The sequence below is a fragment of the Acrocarpospora catenulata genome, from assembly GCF_018476525.1.
Taxonomy (GTDB): domain Bacteria; phylum Actinomycetota; class Actinomycetes; order Streptosporangiales; family Streptosporangiaceae; genus Acrocarpospora; species Acrocarpospora catenulata.
The window spans coordinates 102406-129155 of record NZ_JAHCST010000003.1; the positions used below are offsets into that span (position 1 = coordinate 102406).

Annotated in this window: 24 protein-coding genes and 1 pseudogene; 20 read left to right on the forward strand and 5 right to left on the reverse strand. The window is 71.1% G+C overall.

The window, feature by feature from the left end; all coding sequences use genetic code 11:
* The 4 genes from KIP79_RS04085 (at position 1) to KIP79_RS48895 (ending at position 5960) form a co-directional block, all read left to right on the forward strand.
* Positions 1-447 carry an ATP-binding protein gene (locus tag KIP79_RS04085; RefSeq protein WP_214103287.1) on the forward strand — a complete coding sequence of 149 codons (447 nt, stop codon included), beginning with the start codon at positions 1-3 and terminating at the stop codon, positions 445-447.
* A 565-nt stretch (positions 448-1012) separates the two neighbouring features.
* Positions 1013-3268: a sodium-translocating pyrophosphatase gene (locus tag KIP79_RS04090; protein WP_372453519.1), complete on the forward strand. Its 2256-nt coding sequence runs from the start codon at positions 1013-1015 to the stop codon at positions 3266-3268.
* Between the two features lie 174 nt (positions 3269-3442).
* Entirely contained in the window at positions 3443-3898 is a 456-nt protein-coding gene (locus tag KIP79_RS04095; RefSeq protein ID WP_308169549.1) for a SixA phosphatase family protein, read from the forward strand.
* A 4-nt stretch (positions 3899-3902) separates the two neighbouring features.
* Positions 3903-5960 carry an FUSC family protein gene (locus KIP79_RS48895; protein WP_214103289.1) on the forward strand — a complete coding sequence of 686 codons (2058 nt, stop codon included), beginning with the start codon at positions 3903-3905 and terminating at the stop codon, positions 5958-5960.
* 1177 nt (positions 5961-7137) lie between these two features.
* Here KIP79_RS48895 and serB read toward each other — a convergent pair.
* Positions 7138-8355, reverse strand: a complete 1218-nt coding sequence (gene serB / locus KIP79_RS04105; protein WP_214103290.1) for a phosphoserine phosphatase SerB — start codon at positions 8353-8355, stop codon at positions 7138-7140.
* 146 nt (positions 8356-8501) lie between these two features.
* Here serB and KIP79_RS04110 point away from each other — a divergent pair, with 146 nt between their 5' ends.
* From KIP79_RS04110 to KIP79_RS04125, 4 genes are read left to right on the forward strand one after another with little or no spacing between them, the layout of a single operon-like run.
* Positions 8502-9215 carry a GNAT family N-acetyltransferase gene (locus KIP79_RS04110; protein ID WP_214103291.1) on the forward strand — a complete coding sequence of 238 codons (714 nt, stop codon included), beginning with the start codon at positions 8502-8504 and terminating at the stop codon, positions 9213-9215.
* Positions 9215-10114 carry a lysophospholipid acyltransferase family protein gene (locus KIP79_RS04115; RefSeq protein WP_214103292.1) on the forward strand — a complete coding sequence of 300 codons (900 nt, stop codon included), beginning with the start codon at positions 9215-9217 and terminating at the stop codon, positions 10112-10114. Before KIP79_RS04110 ends, KIP79_RS04115 begins: the two co-directional genes overlap by 1 nt.
* Positions 10115-10124: 10 nt before the next feature.
* On the forward strand, positions 10125-11030 hold the full coding sequence (locus tag KIP79_RS04120) for an ABC transporter ATP-binding protein (RefSeq protein WP_214103293.1): 906 nt from the start codon (positions 10125-10127) through the stop codon (positions 11028-11030).
* Positions 11027-12070 (forward strand): ABC transporter permease, encoded by a 1044-nt coding sequence (locus tag KIP79_RS04125; protein ID WP_308169550.1) that lies wholly within the window; start codon positions 11027-11029, stop codon positions 12068-12070. Before KIP79_RS04120 ends, KIP79_RS04125 begins: the two co-directional genes overlap by 4 nt.
* A gap of 17 nt (positions 12071-12087) precedes the next feature.
* Here the strand turns inward: KIP79_RS04125 and KIP79_RS04130 are convergent, their stop codons facing one another.
* The gene (locus KIP79_RS04130; RefSeq protein WP_214103294.1) at positions 12088-12624 is read right to left on the reverse strand and encodes a hypothetical protein; all 537 of its coding nucleotides are present in this window, start codon (positions 12622-12624) and stop codon (positions 12088-12090) included.
* A 395-nt stretch (positions 12625-13019) separates the two neighbouring features.
* Positions 13020-13766 carry a GntR family transcriptional regulator gene (locus tag KIP79_RS04135; RefSeq protein ID WP_214103295.1) on the reverse strand — a complete coding sequence of 249 codons (747 nt, stop codon included), beginning with the start codon at positions 13764-13766 and terminating at the stop codon, positions 13020-13022.
* 150 nt (positions 13767-13916) lie between these two features.
* Between KIP79_RS04135 and KIP79_RS04140 the strand changes: the two genes are divergently transcribed.
* The 12 genes and pseudogenes from KIP79_RS04140 to KIP79_RS04195 all read left to right on the forward strand — a co-directional run.
* Positions 13917-14921, forward strand: coding sequence for a Gfo/Idh/MocA family protein (locus KIP79_RS04140; RefSeq protein WP_214103296.1), 1005 nt, complete (start codon positions 13917-13919; stop codon positions 14919-14921).
* A gap of 3 nt (positions 14922-14924) precedes the next feature.
* Positions 14925-15815, forward strand: coding sequence for a sugar phosphate isomerase/epimerase family protein (locus KIP79_RS04145; protein ID WP_214103297.1), 891 nt, complete (start codon positions 14925-14927; stop codon positions 15813-15815).
* Positions 15812-16768 carry a 5-dehydro-2-deoxygluconokinase gene (gene iolC, locus KIP79_RS04150; RefSeq protein ID WP_214103298.1) on the forward strand — a complete coding sequence of 319 codons (957 nt, stop codon included), beginning with the start codon at positions 15812-15814 and terminating at the stop codon, positions 16766-16768. Before KIP79_RS04145 ends, iolC begins: the two co-directional genes overlap by 4 nt.
* Positions 16765-17661: a class I fructose-bisphosphate aldolase gene (locus tag KIP79_RS04155; protein ID WP_214103299.1), complete on the forward strand. Its 897-nt coding sequence runs from the start codon at positions 16765-16767 to the stop codon at positions 17659-17661. Before iolC ends, KIP79_RS04155 begins: the two co-directional genes overlap by 4 nt.
* A complete protein-coding gene (iolB, locus tag KIP79_RS04160; protein ID WP_214103300.1) occupies positions 17658-18548 on the forward strand; it encodes a 5-deoxy-glucuronate isomerase in 891 nt (296 codons plus the stop codon). The genes KIP79_RS04155 and iolB overlap by 4 nt, the downstream gene beginning before the upstream one ends.
* Positions 18545-20488 carry a 3D-(3,5/4)-trihydroxycyclohexane-1,2-dione acylhydrolase (decyclizing) gene (gene iolD, locus KIP79_RS04165; RefSeq protein ID WP_214103301.1) on the forward strand — a complete coding sequence of 648 codons (1944 nt, stop codon included), beginning with the start codon at positions 18545-18547 and terminating at the stop codon, positions 20486-20488. Before iolB ends, iolD begins: the two co-directional genes overlap by 4 nt.
* Complete coding sequence (locus KIP79_RS04170; RefSeq protein WP_308169551.1) at positions 20485-20715, forward strand: IolE/MocC family protein; 231 nt, start codon at positions 20485-20487, stop codon at positions 20713-20715. Before iolD ends, KIP79_RS04170 begins: the two co-directional genes overlap by 4 nt.
* Positions 20716-20858: 143 nt before the next feature.
* On the forward strand, positions 20859-21815 hold the full coding sequence (locus KIP79_RS04175; protein WP_308169552.1) for a sugar ABC transporter substrate-binding protein: 957 nt from the start codon (positions 20859-20861) through the stop codon (positions 21813-21815).
* 6 nt (positions 21816-21821) lie between these two features.
* Positions 21822-22877, forward strand: coding sequence for an ABC transporter permease (locus KIP79_RS04180; RefSeq protein WP_214103303.1), 1056 nt, complete (start codon positions 21822-21824; stop codon positions 22875-22877).
* Complete coding sequence (locus tag KIP79_RS04185) at positions 22874-23674, forward strand: ATP-binding cassette domain-containing protein (protein WP_214103304.1); 801 nt, start codon at positions 22874-22876, stop codon at positions 23672-23674. The genes KIP79_RS04180 and KIP79_RS04185 overlap by 4 nt, the downstream gene beginning before the upstream one ends.
* Positions 23671-24747 (forward strand): Gfo/Idh/MocA family protein, encoded by a 1077-nt coding sequence (locus KIP79_RS04190; protein WP_214103305.1) that lies wholly within the window; start codon positions 23671-23673, stop codon positions 24745-24747. Before KIP79_RS04185 ends, KIP79_RS04190 begins: the two co-directional genes overlap by 4 nt.
* Before the next feature lie 11 nt (positions 24748-24758).
* A pseudogene (locus KIP79_RS04195) lies at positions 24759-25004 on the forward strand (aldehyde dehydrogenase family protein); the annotation flags it as partial.
* Here KIP79_RS04195 and KIP79_RS04200 read toward each other — a convergent pair.
* Together KIP79_RS04200 and KIP79_RS04205 are read right to left on the reverse strand one after the other, a co-directional pair.
* Complete coding sequence (locus KIP79_RS04200; protein WP_214103306.1) at positions 25001-25735, reverse strand: sulfite exporter TauE/SafE family protein; 735 nt, start codon at positions 25733-25735, stop codon at positions 25001-25003. The pseudogene KIP79_RS04195 and the gene KIP79_RS04200 sit on opposite strands and share 4 nt — an antisense overlap.
* Positions 25732-26748 (reverse strand): LacI family DNA-binding transcriptional regulator, encoded by a 1017-nt coding sequence (locus KIP79_RS04205; protein WP_214103307.1) that lies wholly within the window; start codon positions 26746-26748, stop codon positions 25732-25734. Before KIP79_RS04205 ends, KIP79_RS04200 begins: the two co-directional genes overlap by 4 nt.
* Between the last annotated feature and the right edge of the window lie 2 nt (positions 26749-26750).

Genomic DNA, 26750 nt, shown 5'->3' on the forward strand with positions numbered 1-26750 from the left:
ATGGCCACCGTCGAGCTGACGTTCAGCGCGCTACCGGCGCACGTGCGCACGGCGCGGTTGGTCGCCACGGCCATCGCCCGGCGCACCGGGGTGGCGGAAGCGCTGCTGGACGAGGTGCGGCTCGCCGTCGGAGAGGCGTGCTCCCGGGCAGTTGAGGCGCATCGCGTCCACTGCCCGGGGGAACCCATCCGCATCGAGCTCCGCGACGATTCTGGGCGGTTCGAGGTGACGGTCACCGACCTCGCCCCGAACGACGATCTCAAGCCGGCACTCAACGGGTTCCGCCCGCCGGAGGCCATGTTCGGGATCGTGCCGGAGTTGCCCGGTCTGGGCATCGCGGTGATCACCGGGCTGGCCGACGACGTCGAGGTCTCGCCCGGCCCCACCGGTGTCCGCATCCGGATGAGCTGGCCCGCGGCCACCGCCAACGGGGTCCCGGCCCACTGATTCGGTACGGCTCATGCCGCGGTCGGGCGCATCCCGGTACGTCACGCTGGGTAACATCATGCCGACATTCGGCTAGGAAACCCGGCAGTCACCAAGATGTCAGACGCCCGTAGGTAAATATTTTAAGTAGGCCCGCATCCCGGCCCCGCCGACCTTTCCCCCCTGATACGATCATGCCGGAACCCCAGGTTACGCCCTGTCCGTAACCTTTTCGACATCGTACTGACGGCGGTCAAATACCCTGTTTGGGAACTGCCGCATCCGGTCCTTACTGGACGCGGCCCCAATTGGCGGGGCCCCAGGGCTTCATATCCGTCCACAGGCTGCGTAGACTCCCCGCACCGGCCAAGGTATTGCGGATATGCAACCGGAAGCGGCACTGCCAACCACCCGGAAGTGCGCCGCTGACGCCCCAATCGCGATAGGGCCCCGTAACACTGTTGAGGCTGCGCCTCCCGGGCAGGACCTACCCGTCTGGCCGAGGAGGACGGAATTGTCTGCCTATCAAGCCGCTGTCAATGACGCAGCGGTATCCCTGAGCGGCTCCCACCTCACGATCGTTGTCGTGGTGGCCGCCGTGGCCATGATCGCGCTAGCCGTCGCAGGCGGCCTCGTGCGCGAGGTGCTGGCCGCGCCCCAGGGCACGGAGCGTATGCAGAACATCGCGAGAGCCGTACAACAAGGAGCTGCCGCCTACCTGACGCGGCAGTTCCGGACGCTTGCCATCTTTGTGGTGCTGATCCCCTTCCTGCTGCTCCTGTTGCCGGCCGAATCGACCGGTGTCGCGATCGGGCGCAGCGTGTTCTTCGTGGTCGGGGCCCTGTTCTCCGCGCTGACCGGGTTCATCGGGATGTGGCTGGCGGTGCGGGGGAACGTCCGCGTCGCCGCCGCCGCCCGGGACGCCGGTGAGAAGACCGCGATGCGGATCGCGTTCCGTACCGGCGGCGTGGCCGGTATGTTCACCGTCGGGCTCGGCCTGCTGGGCGCGGCGATCGTGGTGTTCGCCTACAAGGGTGACGCGCCGAGCGTGCTGGAGGGCTTCGGCTTCGGCGCCGCCCTGCTGGCCATGTTCATGCGGGTCGGCGGCGGCATCTTCACCAAGGCCGCCGACGTGGGCGCCGACCTGGTCGGCAAGGTCGAGCAGGGCATCCCGGAGGACGACCCGCGCAACGCGGCCACCATCGCCGACAACGTGGGCGACAACGTCGGCGACTGCGCCGGCATGGCGGCCGACCTGTTCGAGTCGTACGCGGTGATGCTCGTCGCCAGCCTCATCCTGGGCAAGGCGGCCTTCGGCACCGAGGGCCTGGTGTTCCCGCTGATCGTTCCGATGATCGGTGTGATCACCGCGATCATCGGCATCTTCGTCACCTCGCCGCGCTCCGGCGACCGGAACGCGATGGCGGCGATCAACCGCGGCTTCTTCATCTCGGCCGCGATCTCGGCCGTCCTGGTGGCCGTCGCCGCGTTCGCCTACCTCCCGGCCTCCTTCGCCGAGCTGTCCTCGGCGGCTCCGGCCATCCAGCAGCTCGACGCCAACCCGCGGATCATCGCGATCGGCGCGGTGCTGGTCGGCCTGGTGCTGGCCAGCGCCATCCAGATCCTCACCGGCTACTTCACCGAGACCAACCGGCGTCCGGTGAAGGACATCGGCGAGTCCTCCCGGACCGGTCCGGCGACCGTCATCCTGGCGGGCATCTCGGTCGGCCTGGAGTCGGCCGTCTACTCGGCGCTGCTCATCGGGGCCGCCGTGTACGGCGCCTTCCTGCTCGGCTTCGGCAACGTCACCGTGGCGCTGTTCGCGGTGGCCCTGGCCGGCACCGGCCTGCTCACCACGGTCGGCGTGATCGTGTCCATGGACACCTTCGGCCCGGTCTCCGACAACGCGCAGGGCATCGCCGAGATGTCCGGCGACGTGGAGGGCGAGGGCGCCCGGGTGCTCACCTCGCTGGACGCGGTGGGCAACACCACCAAGGCGATCACCAAGGGCATCGCCATCGCGACCGCCGTGCTGGCCGCGACCGCGCTGTTCGGCTCGTTCCGCACCGCGGTCGAGGGCGAGCTGGCAAAGGCGAGCGCCGGGGTCAAGGACGCGCTGGGCGGCTTCGCCACCTTCAGCCTCAGCGTGGACTCGCCGAACACGCTGGTCGGCCTGATAATCGGCGCCTCGGTGGTGTTCCTGTTCGCCGGTCTGGCGATCATGGCCGTGGGCCGGGCCGCCATGCGCGTGGTCTTCGAGGTGCGCGACCAGTTCCGCAGCAAGCCGGGCATCATGGACGGTTCGGAGCTGCCGGACTACGGGCGGGTCGTGGACATCTGCACCAAGGACTCGCTGCGGGAGCTGGCCACGCCCGGTCTGCTCGCCGTGCTGACCCCGATCGCGGTCGGGTTCGCCCTCGGGTACGCGCCGCTCGGGGCATACCTGGCGGGCGCGATCGCGGCGGGCACCCTGATGGCGGTCTTCCTGTCCAACTCGGGCGGCGCCTGGGACAACGCCAAGAAGCTGGTCGAGGACGGGCACCACGGCGGCAAGGGCTCCGAGGCGCACGCGGCGACCGTCATCGGCGACACCGTGGGCGACCCGTTCAAGGACACCGCGGGCCCGGCCATCAACCCGCTGATCAAGGTGATGAACCTGGTCGCGCTGCTGATCGCGCCGGCCGTCGTGGTGTACGCGGACAACGTGGCGCTCCGGGTCGGGGTGACCGTGGTCGCGGTGGCCGTCGTGATCGGGGCCATCCTGGTCTCCAAGCGGCGCTCCAGCGGGGACATGGCTTCCCCCGACAACAGCAAGGAAGAGCTCGAGCCGGTCGCCAGCTGATCTTCTGATCCGCTGACCGCACTGAGGGTCCCCCGCGACAGTGGGGGGCCCTCAGCTGTTCATAGACTCTGGTTCCATGGACAAGTCCTCCGGCGGCCGGAGCCTGATGCTGATCCTCCTTGCCATGGTGGCCGTGCTCGCGGCGATCGTGAGCCTGGCGCTCTGGGCGGCGCCGTGAAGACCCTCATCGTGGTACGGCATGCGAAGGCCGAGCACACGGCCGGAGTGCTCGACTTCGACCGGTCGCTCACCAATCGGGGGCAACGGAACGCGCGTGAGGCGGGCGAACTGCTCGCGCCGTTCGATCCCGATCTGATCCTGGCCTCCTCCTCGCGACGGACCAGGGAGACCGCCGAACTGCTCGGGCTGGCGGCGCCGCTGGAACTCGACCGGGACATCTACGAGGCGTACGCCGACGAGCTGCTCGGGCTGATCCGGCAGGTCGCGCCCGAGGTGGGGACGTTGGTGCTGGTGGGACACAATCCGAGCGTGCACGAGCTGGTGCTGGGGTTGACGGGCGCGCAGGTGGACACCTTCCCGCCCGGGGCGTACGCGGTGATCGGGGTGCCCGGGAGCTGGGCCGACCTCGACCCCGGGACGGGCACCCTGGTGGCCACGCATCGGCCGTAGCGCCATGGCCGGGGTCGGCGACCGTCGGCTGGCGATGGGGTACGGGCTCGTCGCGGCGCTGGGGGTGACGATTCCGCTGGTCGCCGGGGTTGGTTTCGGGCATCCCGTACTGGGGGGAATTGTCGCGCTTGGCGCCTGGCTTGTGGCGGTCCGGGCAAATATCGACCCGCCGGGGGTGCGGGTCGAGTACATGCTGGTCGGGGTTCTGTCGTTGGCGTTCGGTACGGTCCTCGGCATGCTGGTGGTCGAGCGGGAGTGGGTGCTGGTCCTGGTCGCGCCCGTGGTGGCGGCGGGGAGCATTCTGGTGCCGCTGGTGGGGCCCACCGCCGCGCTGGCGTTGCTGATCACGGCCGCCAATCCGCTGCCGGTCGATCTGTGGGGGCATCTGGGGCTCACGTTGATCGGGGGCCTGGTGGCGGCGGTGCTGGTGACGCTGTCCTGGCCGTGGCGGCGGAGCCGGCCGCTGGGGACGATCCTGTCCGAGGCGGCGGAGGAGGTCGCCCTGCTCCTCTCGGCGACCACCTCGGCGGACTGGGAGGCGCAGCGGGTCCACGCGGCCTCGGCCGTCTACCTGGCGCGTACGGCGTGCGCCCGGCGGCGGTGGCGGGGGCGGTCCCGGGAGTCCGAACAGGTCGCCACGGCGCTTCGGAAGATCTTCTATGAGGCTGTGACCTTGCGTGACCTGTTCCAGGCGACCGAGGGGAAGGTCACGTCGGAGCGGGTGGGGCTGGGGGAGCTCGCCGGATCGCTGGCCGCCGCTGTTCGGTCGGTGTTCGGCACGGTGGAGGATCTGCCGCAGGACTGGGGGATCGGGGCGTTCACCGCCCGGATCGAGGAGTTGCGGGGGGAGCGGCTCGCGGATGAGCGTGACCTGTTGCTGGTGGTGTTGCTGCGGCAGATCGGGCATACGGCGGAACGGATCCGGGAGGACGTCGAGGAGGCGCGGCCGGCGGCTCGGGCGGTGCGGCTGGGAGGGCTGTCCCTTCCCCGGCTGGATGGGAGTGGGTGGCGGTCGCGGCTGACCCTGGACGATCCCGGGTTCCGGCATTCGCTGCGGTTGGCCCTGGGGACGGCGGTGGCCTGCCTGGGCATCGTGGTGTTCCAGCCGTTGCACGCGCAGTGGCTGGCGGTGACCGTGTTGCTGACCATTCAGCCGACCTATGGGGAGACGTTCGCCAAGGTGTGGGCGCGGGTCGGGGGGAGTGTGGCCGGGGCGCTCGTCGCCGCGCTGGTGTTGCTGGTCGCGCCCGGGTACTGGGTGCTCGCGGCGATCATCGCGGTGTGTGCGGCGCTGGGGTTCGGGTTGGTGGTGGTGCATTACGCGTACTGGGCGACGTTCATGACGTTGTGCGTGCTGTTGCTGATCGATTTTCAGACGCCGTTGTCGCCGGGGATCGCGGCTCTGCGGGTGGGGTTGACGGTTGCCGGAGGGGTGATCGCGCTTGTTTGCACGCGGTTGTTGTGGCCTCGTGGGGAGGCGGTGCGGTTGCGGGAGCGGGTGGCGCGGTTGTTGGAGTCGCATGCCGCGGCGGCTCGGACCGTGGCTGGGGTGAGCCGGGGGGAGCGTAGCGAGGAGAAGGCTACTGACCGCATCAGTCAGGCCGCCCGCGACGCGGACGCTGTCTCGGTGGCCCTCGCGTACATTCCCCACGAACCCGGGGCTCTGTTGCCCGAACACCTCGAAGGCGTGCTGGACACGGCCACCCGGGTCCGCGACGACCTGATCACCCTCACCACGGTCCTCCGCGAGCACTCCGGCGACGTCGGCCCCGCCCCCAAAGTCCTCGACGCGGTCGCCGACCGCCTGTCCGCCGGCGCCGAAGCCATCAGAACCGGCGAGCCCTACCAATCCGGCGGCGACGTCGACACCCGCCTCGCCGACCTCACCCGCTACCTCGGCAAACTAGCCACCACCCGCCTAACCGAAATCACCACCACCCCCACCCAAACCCAAACCAAAACCCGCAAAGCCCTCCTCCACGCCACCGCCACCAACCACGCCCTCCGCCAACTCAACACCGCCTCCTCCCACCTCGTCCAACAAGCCACCACCGCCCCCTGACGTCCCTCACCGACCGTGGTTCTCCCACCCGCCCACCCTTCTGGCCCTGACCCTGCCCAGCTTCCGCCGGGACGGATGGTTACCGTGGAACTCCCACCCACCCTGGGTGACCTTCGGTCGGACCCGGCTCCGCTGGGCGGGGCGTTGCGGGCTCCGTGCCCTGGCCACATGCGGCGCAAGCCCCAGCCTGGTCAGCGTAGAAGTGATCTCCGACGCCCTGGCCGCAGCACGGCGTTCGAATCGGCCAACGAGGCCGGTGGAGCCGGATCTGCGACCGAAGGCCGAAAGGTGGGTGGGAGTCCCGGCAACCAATGTTCGGGGCGTTTGGGGCGGTAGCTGACGCGGCTCCACTCCACCTCGGCGGAGTCTGGGCCCACCGGGCGCGTGGGCTTCCAGCTCGTGGCCGGGATCCCCGGCTTGGCCGCCGCTCTGCGTGACCGGGCCGCCCCTCACGGCGGAGCCGTCCGACCGGAGGTCAGTGATGGGCTGGGTGGGTGGGGCCTCACGGTAATGGAGGGGGCGGGTGGGTGAGTTAACGAGGGCAACCGGAATCGTGCGTATCAACGCGGCAGCCGACCATACGGTGGGGCTGGGTCTGGCCGGAGGTCGAGTGAGTTGAGCGGGTGGGAGTCCCGGCAACCAATGTTCGGGGCCGTTGGGGCGGTAGCTGACGCGGCTCCACACCACCTCGGCGGAGTCTGGGCCCACCGGGGGCGCGGGCTTCCAGCTCGTGGCCGAGATTCCCGGTCTGCCCGCCGCCCTGCGGGACCGGGCCGCCCCTCACGGCGGTGCCGGGTCCGACCGGAGGTCAGTGATGGGCTGGGTGGGGCCTCACGGTGATGGAGGGGGCGGGAGAACGGCGGCAACCGGAATCCCGCGTGTCAACGTGGCGGCTGGTCACCCGGCAGGCGTGTCAACGTGGCGGCTGGTCACCCGGCAGGCGTGTCAACGCGGCCGCTGGCCACCCAGCGGGCGTGTCAACGTGACGGCTGGCCACCCGGCGGGTCGGGTCTGGACGGAGGTCAAAGTGGGTTGGGTGGGGGGCTGGGACGGCCACGGTAAGCAACCACTCCGGTGGGAGTAGGGACCGGACCCGGAAGGTCGATCAGGGTGGGTGGGAGGCGGCAGGCATGGGGAACCCCGGCTGGGGAGGGGCGCAGCCGGGGTTTGGGAGGGGTCAGGTTTCGGTTAGGCCGTCTTCGGCGTCGGCGGCTTCTACCTCTTCGCGGGAGATGCCGAGGAGGTAGAGGATGGAGTCGAGGTAGGGGACGGTGACGGCGGTGTCGGCCGCTTGGGCTACCACGGGTTTGGCGTTGAAGGCGATGCCGAGTCCGGCCGTGGCGAGCATGTCGAGGTCGTTGGCCCCGTCGCCGATGGCCACCGTCTGGCTGAGCGGGATGCCGGCCTGGAGGGCGAAGCGTTCCAGGGCGCGAGCCTTGCCGGGACGGTCGACGATCTCCCCGGTGACCCGCCCGGTGAGACGCCCGTCAACGACTTCGAGCGTGTTGGCGGCGGAGTAGTCGATGCCGAGATCGGTCACCAGCGCATCGGTGATCTGCGTGAACCCGCCACTGACGATCGCGAACCGGTAGTCCAGCCGCTTCAGGGTCCGTACCAGAGTCCGCGCCCCAGGCGTGAGCACAACCTCCTTGACGACCTTCTCGAAAACCTCCTCCGGCAGCCCTTCGAGCAACGCCACCCGCCGCACCAGCGACTCGGCGAAGTCGAGCTCCCCCCGCATGGCGGCCTCGGTAACCCGAGCCACCTCCTCCAGGTTCCCGGCATGCCGGGCCAGCAGCTCGATCACCTCCCCCTGGATGAGAGTGGAGTCCACGTCCATCACGATGAGCCGCTTGGCGCGCCGGTGGATGCCCCACCGCTGCACGGCCACATCCACCTGCTGCTGGTACGCCTCGGCCGCCAGTTCAGCCCGGAGCGAGGCGGGGTTGGCCCCGGAGACGGCCATCTCGATGCAGGTCACCGGATAGCTGGACAGCCGTTCGATGCGGTCGATGTTGGCCCCGCTGGCCGCCACCCGCCCGGCGATCCCGGCCATCGCGGAGGGCAGCAGCGGCGACCCGATCACGGTCACCTGGAGCCGCCCGCGGCGGCGCTTCTCCTTGGACGCGGTGCCGGTGGTCAGCTCCAGGTCCATGTCGAGGTCGGCGGCCACCTGCTCGATCGCCGTCCACAGCCCGCCGATGGTCCCGCCGGTGCGGGTGGACGGGCCGCCGGCGTAGGCGACCAGGACGCCGAGGGTGAGCCGCCCGCGGATGACGACCTGTTCCACGTCGGCGACGGTGACCGGGAATCCCGCGAGTACGGTGAAGAGTCTTGAGGTTACCCCCGGCCGATCGGGGCCGGTAAGGGTGATGAGAAGGGTGCGCTGGTTCATCCGGATCTCTGAAGTGAGCGGGGAACTTACGACGCCTCCACGCTACTGGTCCCTGGTCGACGCCCGCTCACCAGGTTCACCATCCGGACGCATCCGCAACGCCGGTAGGAGATCTGACCGTCATTTCCGCGTGTCGTCATGTCCACATGAAGATGAACCTGTCGGATTCCCGCGGTCGCTACACCGTGGGAATCGCGAACGACGCCGCCGAGGTCAGGGCGGCGCAGCGGTTGCGTCACGAGGTGTTCGCCGGGGAGATGGGCGCCCGGCTGGACTCGCCGGTCTCCGGCCTGGACGTGGACCGGTTCGACGCCTACTGCGACCACCTGCTGGTGCGCAGCGGCGAGGAGGTGGTGGGCACCTACCGGATGTTGCCGCCGGGCCGGTCCGACCGCCTCTACTCGGACACCGAGTTCGATCTCGGCAAGCTGGCCTCGATCCGCAGCGGCCTGGTCGAGGTGGGCCGTACCTGCGTGCACCCGGACCACCGGGGCGGCGCGGTGCTGGCGCTGATGTGGGCGGGCATCGCCCACTACATGGTGGCGGGCGGTCACCAGTGGCTGGCGGGCTGCTGCTCGGTGCCGCTGGAGGACGGCGGCGCGGCGGCGGCCGGGGTGGTGGAGCGCGTGGGGCTCGGCCCGGACGAGTACCGCGTGGTCCCGCACAACCCCTGGCCGGGCGCGACCCCGCCGGAGCGGTTCGTGATGCCGTCGCTGCTCCGCGGCTACCTGCGGCTGGGCGGCTGGGTGTGCGGCGCCCCCGCGTACGACCCGGGCTTCGGCACCGCCGACTTCTTCGTGCTGCTCTCGCTGGCCAACGTGGACACCCGTTACCTGCGCCACTTCCTCGGAGAGTCGTGATGACCGTCACAGCGATACCGCCCGCGGTCACCCCCTGGCAGCCGCTGGCTCCCTGCGAACCGGAGACCTGTGTCTCCCCTGCGCTGACGGAGGCCTCCCGCGCCCGCCGCGTGGCCAGGGCCGTGGGCGCCGTCACGGTGCTGCTGGGCGGCGTGCCGGTGGCGATGGCCGCCCGCTGGATGAGCATGCCCCGGCGGGGCCGGATCACCCGCGGCTGGGCCCGGCTGCTGCTGCGCGCCCTGGGCGTGAAACTGGAGCAGACCCGTGGGTTCGCCTATGTGGCCGGCGTGCCTCTGCTCAGCGCGGTCCCGGACACCTCGGGCACGCTGCTGGTGGCCAACCACGTCTCCTGGATGGATCCGCTGGTGATGGCGGCCACCATGCCCTGCCGTCCGCTGGCCAAGAGCGAGGTCGGCGAGTGGCCGGTGATCCGCACCCTGGCCAGGGGCGCCGGCGCGCTGTTCATCCACCGCGACCAGTTGCTCACGCTGCCGCTGGCCGTGGCGGGCGTGGCGGGCGCGCTGCGGGACGGCGACACCGTGGTCGCCTTCCCCGAGGGCACCACCTGGTGCGGCACCGACATGGGCCCGTTCCGCCCGGCCGTCTTCCAGGCCGCCCTGGACGCGGGCGCCGCGGTCCGCCCGGCGACCATCCGCTACCACGAGGGACCGGCCTGCTCGGCCCGTACCTCCTACGTCGGCGGCGACAGCCTGGTCGGCTCGATCGCGCGGACGATCGGCACCAAGGACCTGACCGTGACGGTCACCCTCTTCCCCCCGGTACGGCTGACGCCCGCCGGCCGCCCGCACGAGGCCAGGAAGGCCCTGGCGGGAGTGGCCGAAGCCCAGGTTCGCACCGGCCTCAATCCCACCCCGCACCATCACCAAATGATCGCCTAGCCTTGGCGGCATGGGGCAAACCATCGTCGTACGCGACCTCCACAAACGGTATGGCGACGTCCATGCCGTGGACGGCGTGTCCTTCTTCGTGGAAGAAGGAGAGTTTTTTGGAATTCTCGGCCCGAATGGCGCGGGGAAGACCACCACGTTGGAGATCATCGAGGGTCTCCGCCAAGCCGACGCCGGCACCGTCGAGGTGCTCGGCCTGTCGCCGTGGCCGCGTAACCCGCGCCTGCTGCCCCGGATCGGTGTGCAGCTCCAGGCGTCCTCGTTCTTCGAACGGCTGACCGCCCGCGAGCAGATCCGCACCTTCGCCTCCCTGTACGGCGTGCCGCCCGCCAAGGCCGACGAGATGCTCGCCGTGGTCGGCCTGGAGGACAAGGCCGGCACCCGTGCCGAGCAGCTCTCCGGCGGCCAGTCCCAGCGGCTGTCCATCGCCTGCGCCCTGGTGCACGACCCCGAGGTGCTCTTCCTGGACGAGCCGAGCGCCGCCCTGGACCCGCAGGCGCGCCGCAACCTGTGGGACCTGCTCCGCTCGATCAACAAGGCCGGCCGTACCGTCGTGCTGACCACCCACTACATGGACGAGGCCGAGTCGCTCTGCGACCGGGTGGCGATCATGGACAACGGACGCATCCTGGAGCTGGGCCCGCCCGCCACGCTGGTCCGGGGGCTGGACAGTGCCACCCACATCAGCCTGGAGACCGGCACGCTCGCCCTGGCCGACGCCCGCGAGCTGGCCGGCCCGGAGGCCGCCGTGGAGGACGACGGGGTGTCGCTGAAGATCGCCACCCACGCGCCCGCCACCGTGCTGACCGCGCTGGCCGAGCGGAACCTGCTGACCGGCATCCAGGTCCGCGGCGCCACCCTGGAGGACGTCTTCCTCAACCTCACCGGACGGGAGTACCGCGCGTGACCCCCCTCAGGTCGCTCTCCCGGGCCATGCTGTACGGCTTCCTCCGTGACCGCATGGCCCTGTTCTTCGCCATCCTCTTCCCGTTGATGTTCCTGGTGCTGTTCGGCACGATCCTGGCCAACCCGGGCACCTCCAAGTCGGAGATCATCCAGGTCGGGGCGGTGCCGCTGCTCGACAACGCGCCCGCCGCCCGCGAGGTCCTGGAGATCAGCAAGGCTGACGACCTGGCCGCGGCCCAAGAGAAGGTGCGCCGGGGCGACGCCACCGCCGCCGTCCGCCAGCAGGGCGACAAACTGGAGCTCTACTACAGCGCCGCCGACCAGGTCAGGGCCGGGACCGTACAGGGGGTCTTCGGGCAGCTGGTCGGCCAGGCCAACATGGCCGGGGTGCCGCAGCGGTTCACCCTCGCCACCGAGCAGGTCGAGGACAAATCGCTCAATACCATCCAGTACATCACGCCGGGCCTGCTGGCCTGGGCCATCTCCATGGGCGCCGCGTTCGGGGCGGCGGCCACGCTGGTGACCTGGCGGGAGAAGAAGATCCTGCGGCGGCTCCGGCTGGCCCCCGTGCGCACCGGCACGATCGTGAGCGCCCGGGTCGGGGTGAGCCTGGCCATCTCGCTGCTCCAGACGGCGATCTTCCTGGGCGTGGCCAGCCTGCCGGTGTTCGGCCTCCAGCTGTCGGCCTACTGGTGGATGGCGGTGCCGCTGGTCATCGCGGGCACGCTGGTCTTCATGGCGATCGGCATGGTGGCCGGCGGCCTGGCCAAGTCGGCGGAGGGGGCGACCAGCGTCGCCAACCTGATCGTGCTGCCGATGGCCTTCCTGTCCGGGGCGTTCTTCCCGCTGGACGCCGCGCCGGGCTGGCTCCAGACGCTCTCCAACATCTTCCCGATGAAGCATATGACCCAGGGCATGCTGGATGTCCTGGTACGCGGCCAGGGCCCGGCGAGCGTGCTGCCCGAGCTGGGCATCATCCTGGGCTTCGCGCTGGTCATCGGGGTGGCGGCGGTACTGATCTTCCGCTGGGACGACGTCTGACGCGGTGATCGCACGCCTTACTTCACCACGACGGTCTTGACCTTCTTGGTGTAGATCCAGCCCTTGATGCCGAGCTCCTTGAGGGCCCTGCGGTCCAGGTCCTCCGCGCCGCTCGGCACGTCGTAGGCGATGGCGCCGACCTGGCCGACCTGGGTGCCGCGGGCGTTCTTCTTGAGGCGGAACTTGATCGACAGGACGTCGGAGTCGCCCACCTCAAGGACGTACGGGGCCCAGCACCAGAACTCGCGCCCGGCCCACTCGCACTCGGTGCCCTTCGCGCCGCTCCAGTAGATCTTCTTCTTGGTGTCCACGGCCTTGGGCAGGATGCCGCCGATCCAGTAGTAGTCGGCGTCGTGCGGGCCGGTGTTGGTGGCCTTGAAGGAGTAGCTGACGAAGCCGCCGGCCTTGGCCTTCTTGGTGTACTTGACGTTGCTGATCTTGAAGATCGAGAACGGCTCGTCGACCTTCGCGGCGGCCGGTGCCGTCGCGAAGAGCGTGGCACCCACCACGGGGGCCAGCGCGAAACTCGCGATCTTGACGATCGTGTTACGCATGCGGATGTCTCCTGTGAGGACGAAGGGGAGCATGCGGAAAGCAGCCCCCGATTGAATCGCAAAGATTTTTACCAGTTCTTGGGGCAAAACGTAAACATCTTTTGCTTTCGATTCGGCATCCTGCCGCATGCCACTTGGAGCGGCCTTGTGTCCCACTGGTGTGGCCGAATGGTAATCAGGTAATTGCTCTATGTGACATCGAGAGGTGGAGTGCGTCCTCAATATTGCGGAGGGTGGGCAAGCGACTGCGTTCAGTGTTTCTGGCGTATGTCGGGGCGTGAATTATTGAGTGTCCCGAGTTGATAACAATTGCCCAGAAGTTGCCATCAAAAATGCTGTGCAATTACGTCAAGCCGTACCGATACGCAATTTCTTATCGGAGAGCCGGGCGGATGTCAGCGTTGGTCGAGCATGACGTCGATGCTGTAGTCCTGGGCCCGGTAGGAGTGGTCGCCGTACTCGATGGCGTTGCCCATCGCGTCGAAAGCGGTGCGGGTCATGGTGAGGACGGGTTCGGCCGGCTTGAGGAGGAGATGGCGGCGTTCCTCGGTGGTCGGGGGGCGGGCGCCGATGGTCTGGTGGGCGACGACGGGGCGGGCGCCGCGGTCGCGCAGCACGGCGTACAGGCCCTTGGTTTCGAGGACCGACTGGGGGATTCCGGCGTAGGGGGGCGGCAGCCAGTTGCGGAGGATGGCCAGGGGGCGGTCGTCGGACAGGCGCAGGCGGACGATGGCGAGCAGTTCGACGTCGGGGGCGAGGTCGAGGGCGGCGGCCACGCGTTCGTCGCGGACCCGTTCGTGGCGCAGGACCCTGGTGGCGGGGCGGCCGCCGGCGCGTTCCAGGTCGTCGTAGAGGCTGGTGAGCTCGGCGCGGCGGTGCACCTTGCGGTTGGCGACGGTGGTGCCGAGACCGCGGCGGCGGAGCAGGAGACCTTGGTTTACCAGTTCCTGGATGGCTCTTCGTACCGTGGGCCGGGAGAGGCTCAGCCGTTCGGCGAGCGCGATCTCGTTCTCGAACGCGTCGCCGGGCTCCAGCTCCCCGCTGGAGATCGCGGTGCCGAGCTGCTCGGCGAGCTGGTGGTACAGGGGAACGGGGGAAGCTCGGTCGATCGCCACAGCCACTTGTCTTGCCACGAGGTACATCTTACCTCTGTATGACATTAAGCAAATATGTCAGGACAAACTCTTGACGCAACATTCGGTTAACAGGCAGGCTCACAGCATCGCGGGCGGCTGACCAGAGCCTTCGGCCGGCCGCGGTGCGGTTCAGCCACTGGATAGGACGGGACGCGCATGCGCATCGGACTCGCGGGTGTCGGACGGATCGGCGCCTTCCATGCGAGAACTCTGCAGGCCCTTGACTTCGTCGACGAGCTCATCGTGACCGACGCCGACCCGGCGGCGGCCAAGGCGGTCGCCGCCGAACTGGACGTGCCGGCCGTCCCTGACGTGGCGAGCCTGCTGGCCTCCGGCGTCGACGGCTTCGTGATCGCCACGGCCACCCCCGGCCACGCGCCGCTGCTGCGCCTGGGCGTCGCCGCCGGGATCCCGACGTTCTGCGAGAAGCCGGTGGCGGGCACGCTCGCCGAGACCATCGCGCTGGCCAAGCTCGTGGCGTCGGAGGACGTGCCGGTGCACGTCGGCTTCCAGCGGCGCTTCGACGCCGGCTACCAGCGGGCGCGGGAGGCCGTCGCCTCCGGGGAGCTGGGCTTCGTGCACACGATCCGCGCCAACACCCACGACCAGGCCCCGCCGCACGCGTCCTACATCCCGACCTCCGGCGGCATCTTCCGCGACTGCAACGTGCACGACTTCGACATCCTCCGGTTCGTCACCGGGCGCGAGGTCGCCTCCGTCTACGCCACCGGCGGCAACAAGGGCGCCGCCTTCTTCGCCGAGGCCGGGGACGTCGACACCGGCGGGGCGCTGCTGACCCTGGACGACGGCACGATCGTCCTGGTCTCCTCGACCCGCTACAACGGCGGCGGCCACGACGTGCGCATGGAGATCCACGGCGAGCGGGGCGCCATCGCCGTCGGGCTGGACCACTCGCTGGCCATGCGCTCCGCCGAGGAGGGCGTCGACTTCCCGCGCGGCCCGCGGAAGTGGTCGTTCATGGAGCGGTTCCTGCCCGCCTACCAGGCCGAGCTGACCGCGTTCGCGGACGTCGTGCGCGGCGTGCGGCCCTCGCCCTGCACCGTCCAGGACGCGCTGGAGGCCTTCCGCGTCGCCGAGGCGTGCGAGCGGTCCCGGGCCGAGGGCAGGCCCGTCGCGCTCTCCGAGATCGAGGGGATCTGAACCATGACCACCACCACCCACGTGGCCGACCGTGTCGCGGGCGCCCCGATCTCCTGGGGCGTCTGCGAGGTCCCGGGATGGGGGCACCAGCTCCAGCCCGACGCCGTGCTGCGCCAGATGCGCGAGCTCGGGCTGTGCGCCACCGAGTTCGGCCCCGAGGGGTTCCTGCCTGACGACCCTGCGGCCAAGGCCGCCACCCTGGCCTCGTACGGCCTGCGGGCGGTCGGCCAGTTCGTCCCCGTCGTCCTGCACGATCCCGGCCACGACCCCCTGCCCGAGGTCGAGCACGCGATGACCGGCCTGGTCGCGGCCGGCGCCTCGACGGTCGTCATCGCCGCCGCGACCGGGCGGGACGGCTACGACGACCGCCCGGTCCTGGACGAGCACGGCTGGGCAGCCCTGCTGGGCAACCTCGACCGGATCACCGACGCCGCGTCCGCCCGCGGCCTGGTGGCCACGCTCCACCCGCACGTCGGCACCATGGTGGAGAGCGGCGAGGAGACCGAACGCGTCCTGGACGGCAGCCGCGTCGGCCTCTGCCTGGACACCGGCCACCTGCTCATCGGCGGCGGCGACCCCGTCGCCATCGCCCGGCGCCACCCCGGCCGGATCGCGCACACCCATCTGAAGGACGTACGCCTGGACTGGGCCCGGCGCGTCCAGTCCGGCGCGGCGAGCTACACCGAGGCCGTGGCGGGCGGCATGTACGTGCCGCTCGGCGCGGGCGACGTCGACATCGCGGCCATCGTCGCCGCGCTGGAGGGGCACGGGTACCAGGGCTGGTACGTCCTGGAGCAGGACACCATTCTGGCCGGACCCCCGTCCGGCGACGGCCCGGCGGCCGACGTACGGGCGAGCCTGGACCACCTGCTGGCCGTTGGGGCAGGCACATGACCCCGTACGACCTGGTGGCCATCGGCCGGTGCGGGGTGGACATCTACCCGCTCGACCACGGCGTCGGCCTGGAGGACGTCGAGCGTTTCGGCAAGTTCCTCGGCGGCAGCGCCACCAACGTCACGGTGGCCGCGGCCAGGCACGGCCGCCGGGCGGCGATCATCACCAGGACCGGCCGGGACCCGTTCGGCCGGTTCATCCACCGGGCGCTGCGCGGCTTCGGCGTCGACGACACCTTCGTCACCGAGGTGGACGGCCCGCCGACCCCGGTGACCTTCTGCGAGATCTTCCCGCCGGACCGCTTCCCGCTGTACTTCTACCGCTACCCGACCGCCCCCGACCTGATGATCGAGGCCGACGAGATCCCGCTGGAGGCCGTCCGCACGGCCGGGGTGCTGTGGGCCACCGTCACCGGGCTCTCCCAGGAACCGTCGCGGTCGGCGCACTTCGCCGCCTGGCAGGCGCGCGGCCGCCGTCGGCACACCGTGCTCGACCTGGACTACCGGCCCATGTTCTGGCCGGACCCCGGCGAGGCCGCCGCCCAGGTGGGCAAGGCGCTCGACCACGTCACGGTGGCGGTCGGCAACCGCGAGGAGTGCGCGGTGGCCGTGGGGGAGAGCGAGCCGACGCGGGCGGCCGACGCCCTGCTGGAGCGCGGTGTGGAACTGGCGATCGTCAAGCGGGGACCCGAGGGCGTGCTCGCCGCGACCGCCGACGAGCGGGTCGAGGTGCCGCCCTTCCCCGTGGACGTGGTCAACGGGCTCGGCGCGGGCGACGCCTTCGGCGGCGCCCTGGTGCACGGCCTGCTGGCCGGCTGGGATCTGCGCCGCGTGGTGCGGTTCGCCAACGTGGCCGGGGCGATCGTCGCCTCCCGGCTGGAGTGCGCCGACGCGATGCCGGCCGAGGCCGAGGTCACGGCCGTCATGAACGGCCGGCTGGAGGGGGAACGATGACCACGACCTGGCGCCCGGACACCGGGCGGCTGACCGAGATCCGGGCGCGGGAGCCGTGGCGGATCGCCGGCGGGTGGGCCGCGCGGCGGCGGCGCGAGCTGCTTGGCCAGGACGGCCGGCTGCTCATCGTGGCCGCGGACCATCCCGCCCGCGGCGCGCTCGGCGTCCGCGACGACCACCGGGCCATGGCCTCCCGCAGCAACCTGCTGGAACGCCTGGCGGTGGCGCTGTCCCGGCCGGGTGTGGACGGCGTGCTCGGCACCCCCGACATCCTGGACGACCTGCTGCTCATGGGCGCGCTGGAGGACAAGGTCGTCGTCGGGTCGATGAACCGGGGCGGCCTGCAGGGCGCGGTCTTCGAGCTGGACGACCGGTTCACCGCGTACACGGCCGACGAGATCGCCGCCCGGGGCCTGGACGGCGGGAAGATGCTGACCAGGATCTGCCTGGACGATCCGGGCACCGCGGCCACCATGGAGGCCAGCGCCCGCGCGGTAACCGCGCTGGCGGGCCACGGCCTGATGGCCATGGTGGAACCCTTCCTGTCCGTCCGCGAGGAGGGCAGGGTACGGAACCTGCTGGACCCCGACTCGACCATCACCTCGATCCACATCGCCGCCGGGCTCGGGGCCACCAGCCGGCACACCTGGTTGAAGCTGCCGGTCGTCGAGGACCTGGCGCGGGTCATGGACGCCACCACGATGCCCACCCTGCTACTGGGCGGCGACCCCAGCGGGCACCCCGACGAGACGTACGCCGCCTGGGGAGAGGCCCTCCGCCTGCCAGCCGTACGCGGCCTGGTCGTCGGCCGGGCGCTGCTCTTCCCACCGGACGGCGACGTGGCCGCGGCCGTGGACATCGCCTCCGGCCTGGTGCACGGGGGTGGCTCGTGAACCGCTGGGTCCGCCCGTACGGCACCGCCGCCGACGGCCCGTTCGAGGTGTCCATCACCGGCGCGATCGAGGGATGGCGGCACACCAGCCTGCGCGTGGCCACCCTGGCGGCGGGGGAGGAACTGCGCCTGCCGACCGGCGACACCGAGATCATCGTGGTTCCCCTGTACGGCGGCGCCGAGGTCACGGCCGCCGGACACCGGGCCCGCCTGGCCGGGAGGGACAGCGTCTTCGCCGGCCCGACCGACATCGCGTACGTCCCGCCGGGCACCGACCTGACGGTCAGGGCGACGGCGCCGGCCAGGATCGCGCTGTGCGGCGCGCGGGCGGCCAAGCGCCGGACACCCCCGCAGTTCAGCCACCTGAAGGCGGCCGACGTCCCGGTGGAGCTGCGCGGCGCCGGTCAGGCCTCCCGCGAGGTGCGCAACTTCGGGATCCCCGGCGTGCTGGACGCCGACTCGATCATCGCCTGCGAGGTCGTCACCCCGGCGGGCAACTGGAGCTCCTACCCGCCGCACAAGCACGACGAGGAACGCGACGGGGTGGAGACCGAGCTGGAGGAGATCTACTACTTCGAGGTCGGGCCCGAGCCGGGGGCTCCCGACGGTGCCGATCCGGTCGGCTACCACCGGGTCTACGGCACGGCCGAGCGGCCCATCGACGTCCTGGCCGAGGTCCGCTCCGGCGACGTGGTTTTGGTGCCGCACGGCTGGCACGGCCCTGCCATGGCCCCGCCCGGCTACGACCTCTACTACCTGAACGTGATGGCCGGCCCCGGCGCGACCCGGGCCTGGCTGATATGCGACGACCCCGCCCACGCGTGGGTGCGCCGGTCGTGGGCCGGGCAGGACGTCGATCCCAGACTCCCGATCGGAGGATCACGATGAACACGGGCACGGTGCGCCTGACCGTGGGCCAGGCCGTCGTACGCTTCCTGACCGCCCAGTGGAGCGAGCGGGACGGCTACCGCCAACGGCTCTTCGCGGGGTGTTTCGGAATCTTCGGTCACGGCAACGTGGCCGGGCTGGGGCAGGCGCTGCTCCAGCACGAGCTGGCCGGGGGCGCGGAGCGCCTGCCGTACGTGCTGGCCCGCAACGAGCAGGCCATGGTGCACACGGCGGTGGCCTACGCCCGGCAGCTCGACCGCCTCCAGACGTGGGCGTGCACCGCCTCGGTCGGCCCCGGCTCGACCAACATGCTCACCGGGGCCGCGCTGGCCACCGTCAACCGCATTCCGGTGCTGCTGCTGCCCTCCGGCACGTTCGCTACGCGGGTCGCCGCGCCGGTGCTCCAGGAGCTGGAGGTGCCATACGCGGCGGACGTGACCGTCAACGACGCCTTCCGCCCGCTGTCGCGCTTCTTCGACCGGATCGACCGGCCGGAGCAGTTGCCGTCCGCCCTGCTCGGGGCCATGCGGGTGCTCACCGACCCGGTCGAGACGGGCGCGGTCACCGTCGCGCTGCCCCAGGACGTGCAGGCCGAGGCCTACGACTGGCCGGTGGAGCTGTTCGCGGAGCGGGTCTGGCGGGTGGCCAGGCCGCTCCCGGAGGCCGCCGACCTCGCCGACGCGGCGGCGCTGGTCAAGGCGGCCCGGCGGCCCATGATCGTGGCAGGCGGCGGGGTGCACTACTCCGGCGCGGAGGACGCGCTGCGCGCGCTCTGCGAGGCCACCGGCATCCCCGTCGGCGAGACCCAGGCGGGCAAGGGCGCGCTGCCGCATGGCCACCCGCAGGCGATGGGCGCGGTCGGCTCCACCGGTACCACCGCCGCCAACGCGCTCGCCGCCGAGGCCGACCTGGTCATCGGCGTCGGCACCCGGTACAGCGACTTCACCACGGCCTCCCGCACCGCCTTCCAGGACCCGGCCGTCCGCTTCGTCAACATCAACGTCGCCCGGTTCGACGCCGGCAAGCACGCCGGGCTGCCGGTGGTCGCCGACGCCCGCGAAGCCCTGACCGCGCTCACCGCCGCTCTCGACGGGCACGCGGTGGACCCCGCGTACCGGGAACTTCAGGCACGGTTGTGGCAGGACTGGGACGCCCGGGTGGAGGCGGCCTACCACCCGTCGGCGGAGGTCACCGACGCGCTCGCCGACGGCGTGCTCACCCAGGGCGCCGTGCTCGGCCGCGTCAACGAGCTGTCCGACCCGCGGGACGTGGTCGTCTGCGCGGCCGGGTCCATGCCGGGCGACCTGCACAAGCTGTGGCGGGTCAGGGACCGCAAGGCCTACCACGTCGAGTACGGCTACTCGTGCATGGGCTACGAGATCCCCGGCGGGATCGGGGTGCGGATGGCGGATCCCAGCCGTGACGTCTTCGTCATGGTGGGGGACGGCTCGTACCTGATGATGCCGTCCGAGCTGGTGACCGCCGTGCAGGAACGGATCAAGGTCATCGTCGTCCTGGTCCAGAACCACGGCTTCCACTCCATCGGCTCGCTGTCGGAGTCGCTCGGCTCGCAGCGGTTCGGCACCGCCTACCGCTACCGCGACCCGGCCACCGGCCGCCTAACCGGGAGCAGGCTGCCCGTCGACCTCGCCGCCAACGCCCGCAGCCTGGGCGCCACCGTGATCGAGGTGCGCAGTCCCGCCGAGCTCGACCAGGCGATCAAGAACGCCAAGGCCGCGGACGGCGGACCCATCGTCATCCACGTCGAGACCGACCCCACCGTGCACGCGCCGGACAGCGCCGCCTGGTGGGACGTCCCCGTCAGCCAGGTCAGCGACCTGGACACCACCCGTGCCGCGTACGAGGAGTACGCGGCACACAAGACCACCCAGCGTCCCCTGCTGGCTCCGATCGAGCCGATCGAAAGGACCGACTCGTGAGCAGACCCGCCATGATCGGCAGCGCCCCGGACAGCTGGGAGGTCTGGTTCCCCGACGACCCCCTCCAGGTGCCCTGGGAGCGGTTCCTCGACGAGGTCGCCGCCGCCGGCTACACCCGCATCGAACTGGGACCGTACGGCTACCTGCCCACCGATCCCGCCCGGCTCCGCGACGAGCTCGCCACGCGGACGCTGACCTACCTGCTGTCCTGCGGCCCGCTGCGCTGAATCCCCGGTAATCCCCATCCCACACGTCGGCCACGACCCCGAGGCGAAATATCACGACACCACCCCCCATGTCCGTCCCCGGCCAGGTGGCGGATAACGAAAGGCAGAATGCAGTGGCCCGTACAACCCGTATCGCAGTTCTGGTGACCGGCACCGTGGCCGCGCTGACCCTGGCGGCCTGCAGCTCCGGTGGAGGCCGGCAGACGACTCAGGAGAGCGCCGCCGCCGGGACCGCCACCACCCCGACGATGACGATCGCCTTCATCACCCACGCGGCCCCCGGCGACACCTTCTGGGACCTGGTCCGCAAGGGCGCGGAGGCCGCCGCCCTGAAGGACAACGTCGACCTGCAGTACCAGGCGGACCCGGACGGCGCCAACCAGGCCAACCTGGTCCAGTCGGCGATCGACAAGAAGGTCGACGGCATCGCGGTCACGCTGGCCAAGCCCGACGCCATGCGGGCCAATGTGACCAAGGCCGGCCAGAGCGGTATCCCGGTCGTCGCGCTCAACGGCGGCATCGACGCCTGGAAGAGCATGGGCGTCCTCGGCTACTTCGGCCAGGACGAGAAGATCGCCGGAGCGGCGGCCGGTGAGCGGCTGACCGCGGACGGCGCCAAGAAGGCGCTCTGCGTCATCCAGGAGCAGGGCCACGTGGGCCTGGAGGCGCGCTGCGACGGCGCGAAGTCGACCTTCGCGGAGACCGAGAAGATCTACGTCACCGGCACCGACATGCCGAGCGTCCAGGCGGCCATCACCGCCAAGCTCCAGCAGGACCCGGCCATCGACCGGGTGCTGACCCTCGGCGCGCCGTTCGCGCTGACCGCCGTCAAGTCGGTCAAGGACGCCAGCAGCGCGGCCAAGGTGGTCACCTTCGACACCAACAAGGAACTCGTCACCGCCATCAAGAACGGCGAGATCGAGTGGGCCGTCGACCAGCAGCCCTACCTGCAGGGTTACCTCGCGGTGGACAGCCTCTGGCTCTACAAGGTCAACGGCAACACCATCGGCGGCGGCCAGGCGACCCTGACCGGTCCCGCGTTCATCGACAAGTCCAACGTCGCCGCGGTCGAGAAGTTCGCCGGCAACGGCACGAGGTGAGGTGACATGACTGCTGCGGCAACAGAGCCGGGCAGGACGGAGGCGGCCCGGGACGACCGGGTCGCCCGCCGTTCCCTGGCGGCGCGGCTGCTGAGCCGGCCGGAGGTGGGGTCCCTCGTCGGCGCGGTCGTGATCTTCCTGCTCTTCATGGCGGTGGCGGTGCCCTTCCGCAACGTCGCCAACGTCGGCACCATCCTGTACGGCGCCTCGGCGATCGGCATCATGGCCGTCCCGGTGGCGCTGCTCATGATCGGTGGCGAGTTCGACCTGTCCGCCGGTGTCGCGGTGACCACCTCCGGCCTGGCGGCCTCCCTCATCGCCTGGAACTTCGGCCTGAACGTCTGGGTGGGCGTGGCCCTGGCGCTCGTGCTGTCCCTGGCGATCGGCGCCTTCAACGGATGGCTGTTGCTGCGAACCGGCCTGCCCAGCTTCCTGGTCACCCTGGGCACCTTCTTCGTCCTGCAGGGCATCAACCTGGGCGTCACCCGCCTGCTCACCGGCAACGTCGCCACCGCCGACATCAGCGACATGGACGGCTTCGCCGCCGCGCAGCGGATCTTCGGCTCCGAGGTCGTCCTCGGGCCGGTCACCCTCAAGGTCACGGTGCTCTACTGGGTGGTGCTGACCGCTCTGGCCGCCCACGTGCTGCTGCGGACCAGGACCGGCAACTGGATCTTCGCGGTCGGTGGCGACGCGGCCGCCGCGCGGGCGGTCGGCGTCCCGGTCCGGGGCACCAAGATCGGCCTGTTCATGGCCGTCGGCTTCTGCTGCTGGCTGTCCGGCATGCACCTGCTGTTCCAGTTCAACACCGTGCAGTCCGGCGAGGGCATCGGCAAGGAGTTCATCTTCATCATCGCCGCGGTGATCGGCGGCTGCCTGCTCACCGGCGGCTACGGCTCGGTGGTCGGCGCCTCGGTGGGCGCGCTGATCTTCGGGATGACCCAGCTCGGCATCAACTACGCCGGGTGGAACCCCGACTGGTTCAAGACGTTCCTCGGCGTCATGCTGCTGCTGGCGACGCTGGTGAACGTGTACGTCAAACGGAAGGCGGACCTGCGATGAGCGTCCCCGTGCTCGAACTCGACGAGGTGGGCAAGAGCTACGGCAACGTGCACGCGCTGCGCGGGGTGAGCCTGCGCGTGCGGCAGGGCGAGGTCACCTGCGTGCTCGGCGACAACGGCGCGGGCAAGTCCACCCTGATCAAGATCATCGCCGGACTGCACGACTACACCGACGGCGCGATGCGGCTGGACGGCGCCGACTGCCGGTTCGGCTCCCCCCGGGCCGCCCAGTCCAGCGGGATCGCCACCGTCTACCAGGACCTCGCGCTGGCCCCCCTGATGTCGGTGTGGCGGAACTTCTTCCTCGCCAACGAGCTGCGCAAGGGACCGCTGCGCATGCTCGACATCGCCAGGATGAAGCGGATCTGCCACGAGGAGCTGGCCAAGATGGGGGTGGTCATCCCCGACCTGGACCGCCCGGTGGGCAGCCTGTCCGGCGGCCAGCGGCAGTGCATCGCCATCGCCCGCGCCATCTACTTCGGGGCCCGGGTGATCATCCTCGACGAGCCGACGGCCGCGCTCGGCGTCAAGCAGTCCGGCGTGGTCCTCAAGTACGTCGTCAAGGCCCGCGACGCCGGCCTCGGCGTCATCTTCATCACCCACAACCCGCACCACGCGTACCTGGTCGGCAACCACTTCGTCATCCTCAAGCTGGGCCGGGTCGTCCTCGACGCCAACCGCGCCGAGCTGACGCTGGACCGGCTGACCGCCGAGATGGCCGGCGGCCAGGAGCTCGCCGAGCTCAGCCACGAGCTGCGCGGCACCGGCCCCGGCAACCAGGAGGTACCCACGTCATGAACGGATCCCCGCTCCGGGTCGGCGTCATCGGCGTCGGCCTGATGGGCGCCGACCACGCCGAACGGCTGGTCCACCGCATCACCGGGGCCGACCTGGTCGCGGTGTCCGACCCCGACACCGGCCGGGCCGCCGCGCTGGCCGCCCGCTACCCGGGCGTCCGGGCCGTCGCCGACCCGCTCGCCCTCATCGCCGACGAGGGCGTGGACGCCGTGCTGATCGCCTCGCCCGGCGGCGTGCACGAGGAGCAGGTGCTGGCCTGCGTCGAGCACGGCAGGCCGACCCTCTGCGAGAAGCCGCTGACCATGGACAGCGCCTCGTCGCTGCGCGTGGTCGAGGCCGAGCGCAAGGCCGGTCGGCCGCTCGTCCAGGTCGGCTTCATGCGGCGCTTCGACCCCGAGTACGCGGAGCTGAAGCGCCTGCTGGACACCGGAGACCTGGGCCGGATCCTGCTCGTGCACAACGTCCACCGCAACCGGGTCGTGCCGGACTCCTTCCGGTCCGAGATGATCGTCCGCGACTCGCTGGTGCACGAGGTGGACGTGTGCCGCTGGCTCTTCGACGACGAGATCGAGACCATCACCGTCCTGGCACCGAAGCCGACCGGGCTGGCGGCGGAGGGCGTGCTCGACCCCCAGGTGGCGATCTTCCAGATGACGGGCGGCGGCATGGCCACCACCGAGGTCTTCGTCAACAGCCAGATCGGCTACGAGGTGCGCTGCGAGGCCGTGGCCGAGCGCGGCAACGTCACGATCGGTCTGGGACAGGGCGTGTTCGTCCGCCAGGGCAACCGCTACGGCGGCGCCATCCCCGACGACTTCCGCGACCGCTTCGGCCGTGCCTACGACCTGGAGGTCCAGGCGTGGGTGGACGCGACCCGGCGCGGCGAGGTCACCGGGCCGACCGCCTGGGACGGCTACGCCGCCACGGCGGTGTGCACGGCCGGCATGGAGTCCCTGGCGACCGGACGGGCCGTCCGGGTCGACCTGGCCAACCGCGCCGACGTCCTGGGAGGTGGCCGGTGGGCCGCGCCTGCCGTCCTCGAAACCCCCGACCGCTACGAAGGATCATCGTGAGCATCGCACCCACCCACGGCGGCGCCGCGCGGCGCTTCCAGCACGAGGTGGAGGTCGGCATGGTCGGGATCAACGTGCCGATCCCGGTGCCCGTCGCCTACTACTCCTTCGGCGGCTGGAAGAACAGCCTCTTCGGCGACACCCACGCCCACGGCAGTGAGGGCGTGCACTTCTTCACCCGCGGCAAGGTCGTCACCTCCCGCTGGCTGGACCCCAGCCACGGCGGCCTGAACCTGGGTTTCCCCCAGAACGACTAGCGCACCACCAGAGCCGCCGCCGCCAGGATCGACGCGCCGAGCACGGCCTGCTCGAAACGGGCCTGGCTCATCCGCCGCGCCACCCGGACCCCGGCCCATCCACCCACCACGACCAGCGGCGCGAGGACGGCCGAGCGCACGACCGTCGCGGTGTCGAGCAGCCCGAGACCCGCGCTGAACGGCAGCTTGCACAGGTTCACGCCGCAGAAGAAGTAGGCGACCGTGCCGAGAAACCGCCGCTTGTCCACGCTCCGCGCCACCAGGTACAGGGTCATCACCCCACCCGCCGCGTTCGCCACCATGGTGGTGAACCCGGCGGCCAGCCCCGCCCCGGCGGCGGGCACCCGCCCCGCCATCAGTCTCGTCAGGTACGGCGGGCGGTTGCGCACCGCCAGCTGGACGAGCGCCAGGGCCACCAGCAACCCGCCGATCAGCCGCCGCAGCACGCCGTCGTCCACCGCCGCGAGGAACGCCGTGCCCAGTACGAGCCCGGGCAGCACCGCGGGAACCAGCCGCCACACGATCGACCAGTCGCAGTCGCGCCGGTAGTGCCACACCGCCATGAAGTCGCCGACGATCAGTAGGAGCAGGATGGCGGCCGTGGACGCCTTGGCCGGCATCAGCGTGGCGAAGATCGCGATGGACACGCTCGACAGACCGCCGATCGCGGTCTTGGCGAAGCCGATCAGCAGCGCCGCCACCCCGAACAGAATCGCGACGGTCACGCTCATCCGGCGCTCCCGTCCGGAAGGCGTACGGGGCTGGTGGTGGAGCGCACGATCAGCGTGGGCGGCACGACCGCGGGGGCGGCGGGCGGGCTGCCTTCCTCCAGGCGTGCCAGGGCGCGCTGGATGGCCAGGCGGCCGAGCGCGTCGGCGTCCTGCCTGATCGTGGTGAGGGCGATGTGGGCGTAGGAGGCCGCGCGGATGTCGTCGAATCCGACGACCGACAGGTCTTCCGGGACCCGGCGGCCGGCCCGCCGTACCGTCTCGATGAGGCCGAGGGCGCAGCGGTCGTTGAAGGCCGTCACCGCCGTGGCGGGTGTGGACGAGGCCAGGAGCTCCGCGGCGGCGCGCGCGCCGTCCTCCTCGGCGATGCCCCCCGTCAGCAACGGCGCCTCCGCCAGCCCGAGCCGCCGGACGGCGGTGTGGTAGCCGCGGCGGCGCTGGGCGGCGCCCGGCGCACGGCCGCCGTCGGTGTGGACGATGGCGGTGTGGCCGAGCGCGTGCAGGTGGGTCACGGCCTGGCGGAGGCCCTCGGCGTCGTCGGTGCGGACCACGTCCAGGCCGGGGACGCGCACGTCGCGTGCCAGGCTCACCGTCGGCAGGCGGCCGGCGAGCTCGGCCAGCGCGCCTGACGACAGCCCGGAGCCGATCAGGATGACGGCCTCGCAGCGCTCGGCGAGCAGGGCGCGCACCGCCTCCTCCTCGCCGCGGCGCGGGGTCACCCCGCTCAGCACCACCTCGTACGCCGAGCCCTCGGCCGCCGCGTACAGGCTGTCGACGAGGTCGCCGTGGAAGGCGTGGCCGACGCCGAACACCACGCCGAGCATGCGGGTGCGGGTCCTGCCGAGCCGGCTGGCCCTGCGGTCCGGCTGGTAGCCGAGTTCGGCCGCCGCCGCCAGCACCCGTTCGCGGGTGGTGGGGGAGGCGCCCGCCGTGCCGCGGAAGACGATGGAGACCAGCGCCCGGGAGACGCCGGCCAGGGCGGCGACGTCCTCCATGGTGGGGCGAGAGGTGCTCATGG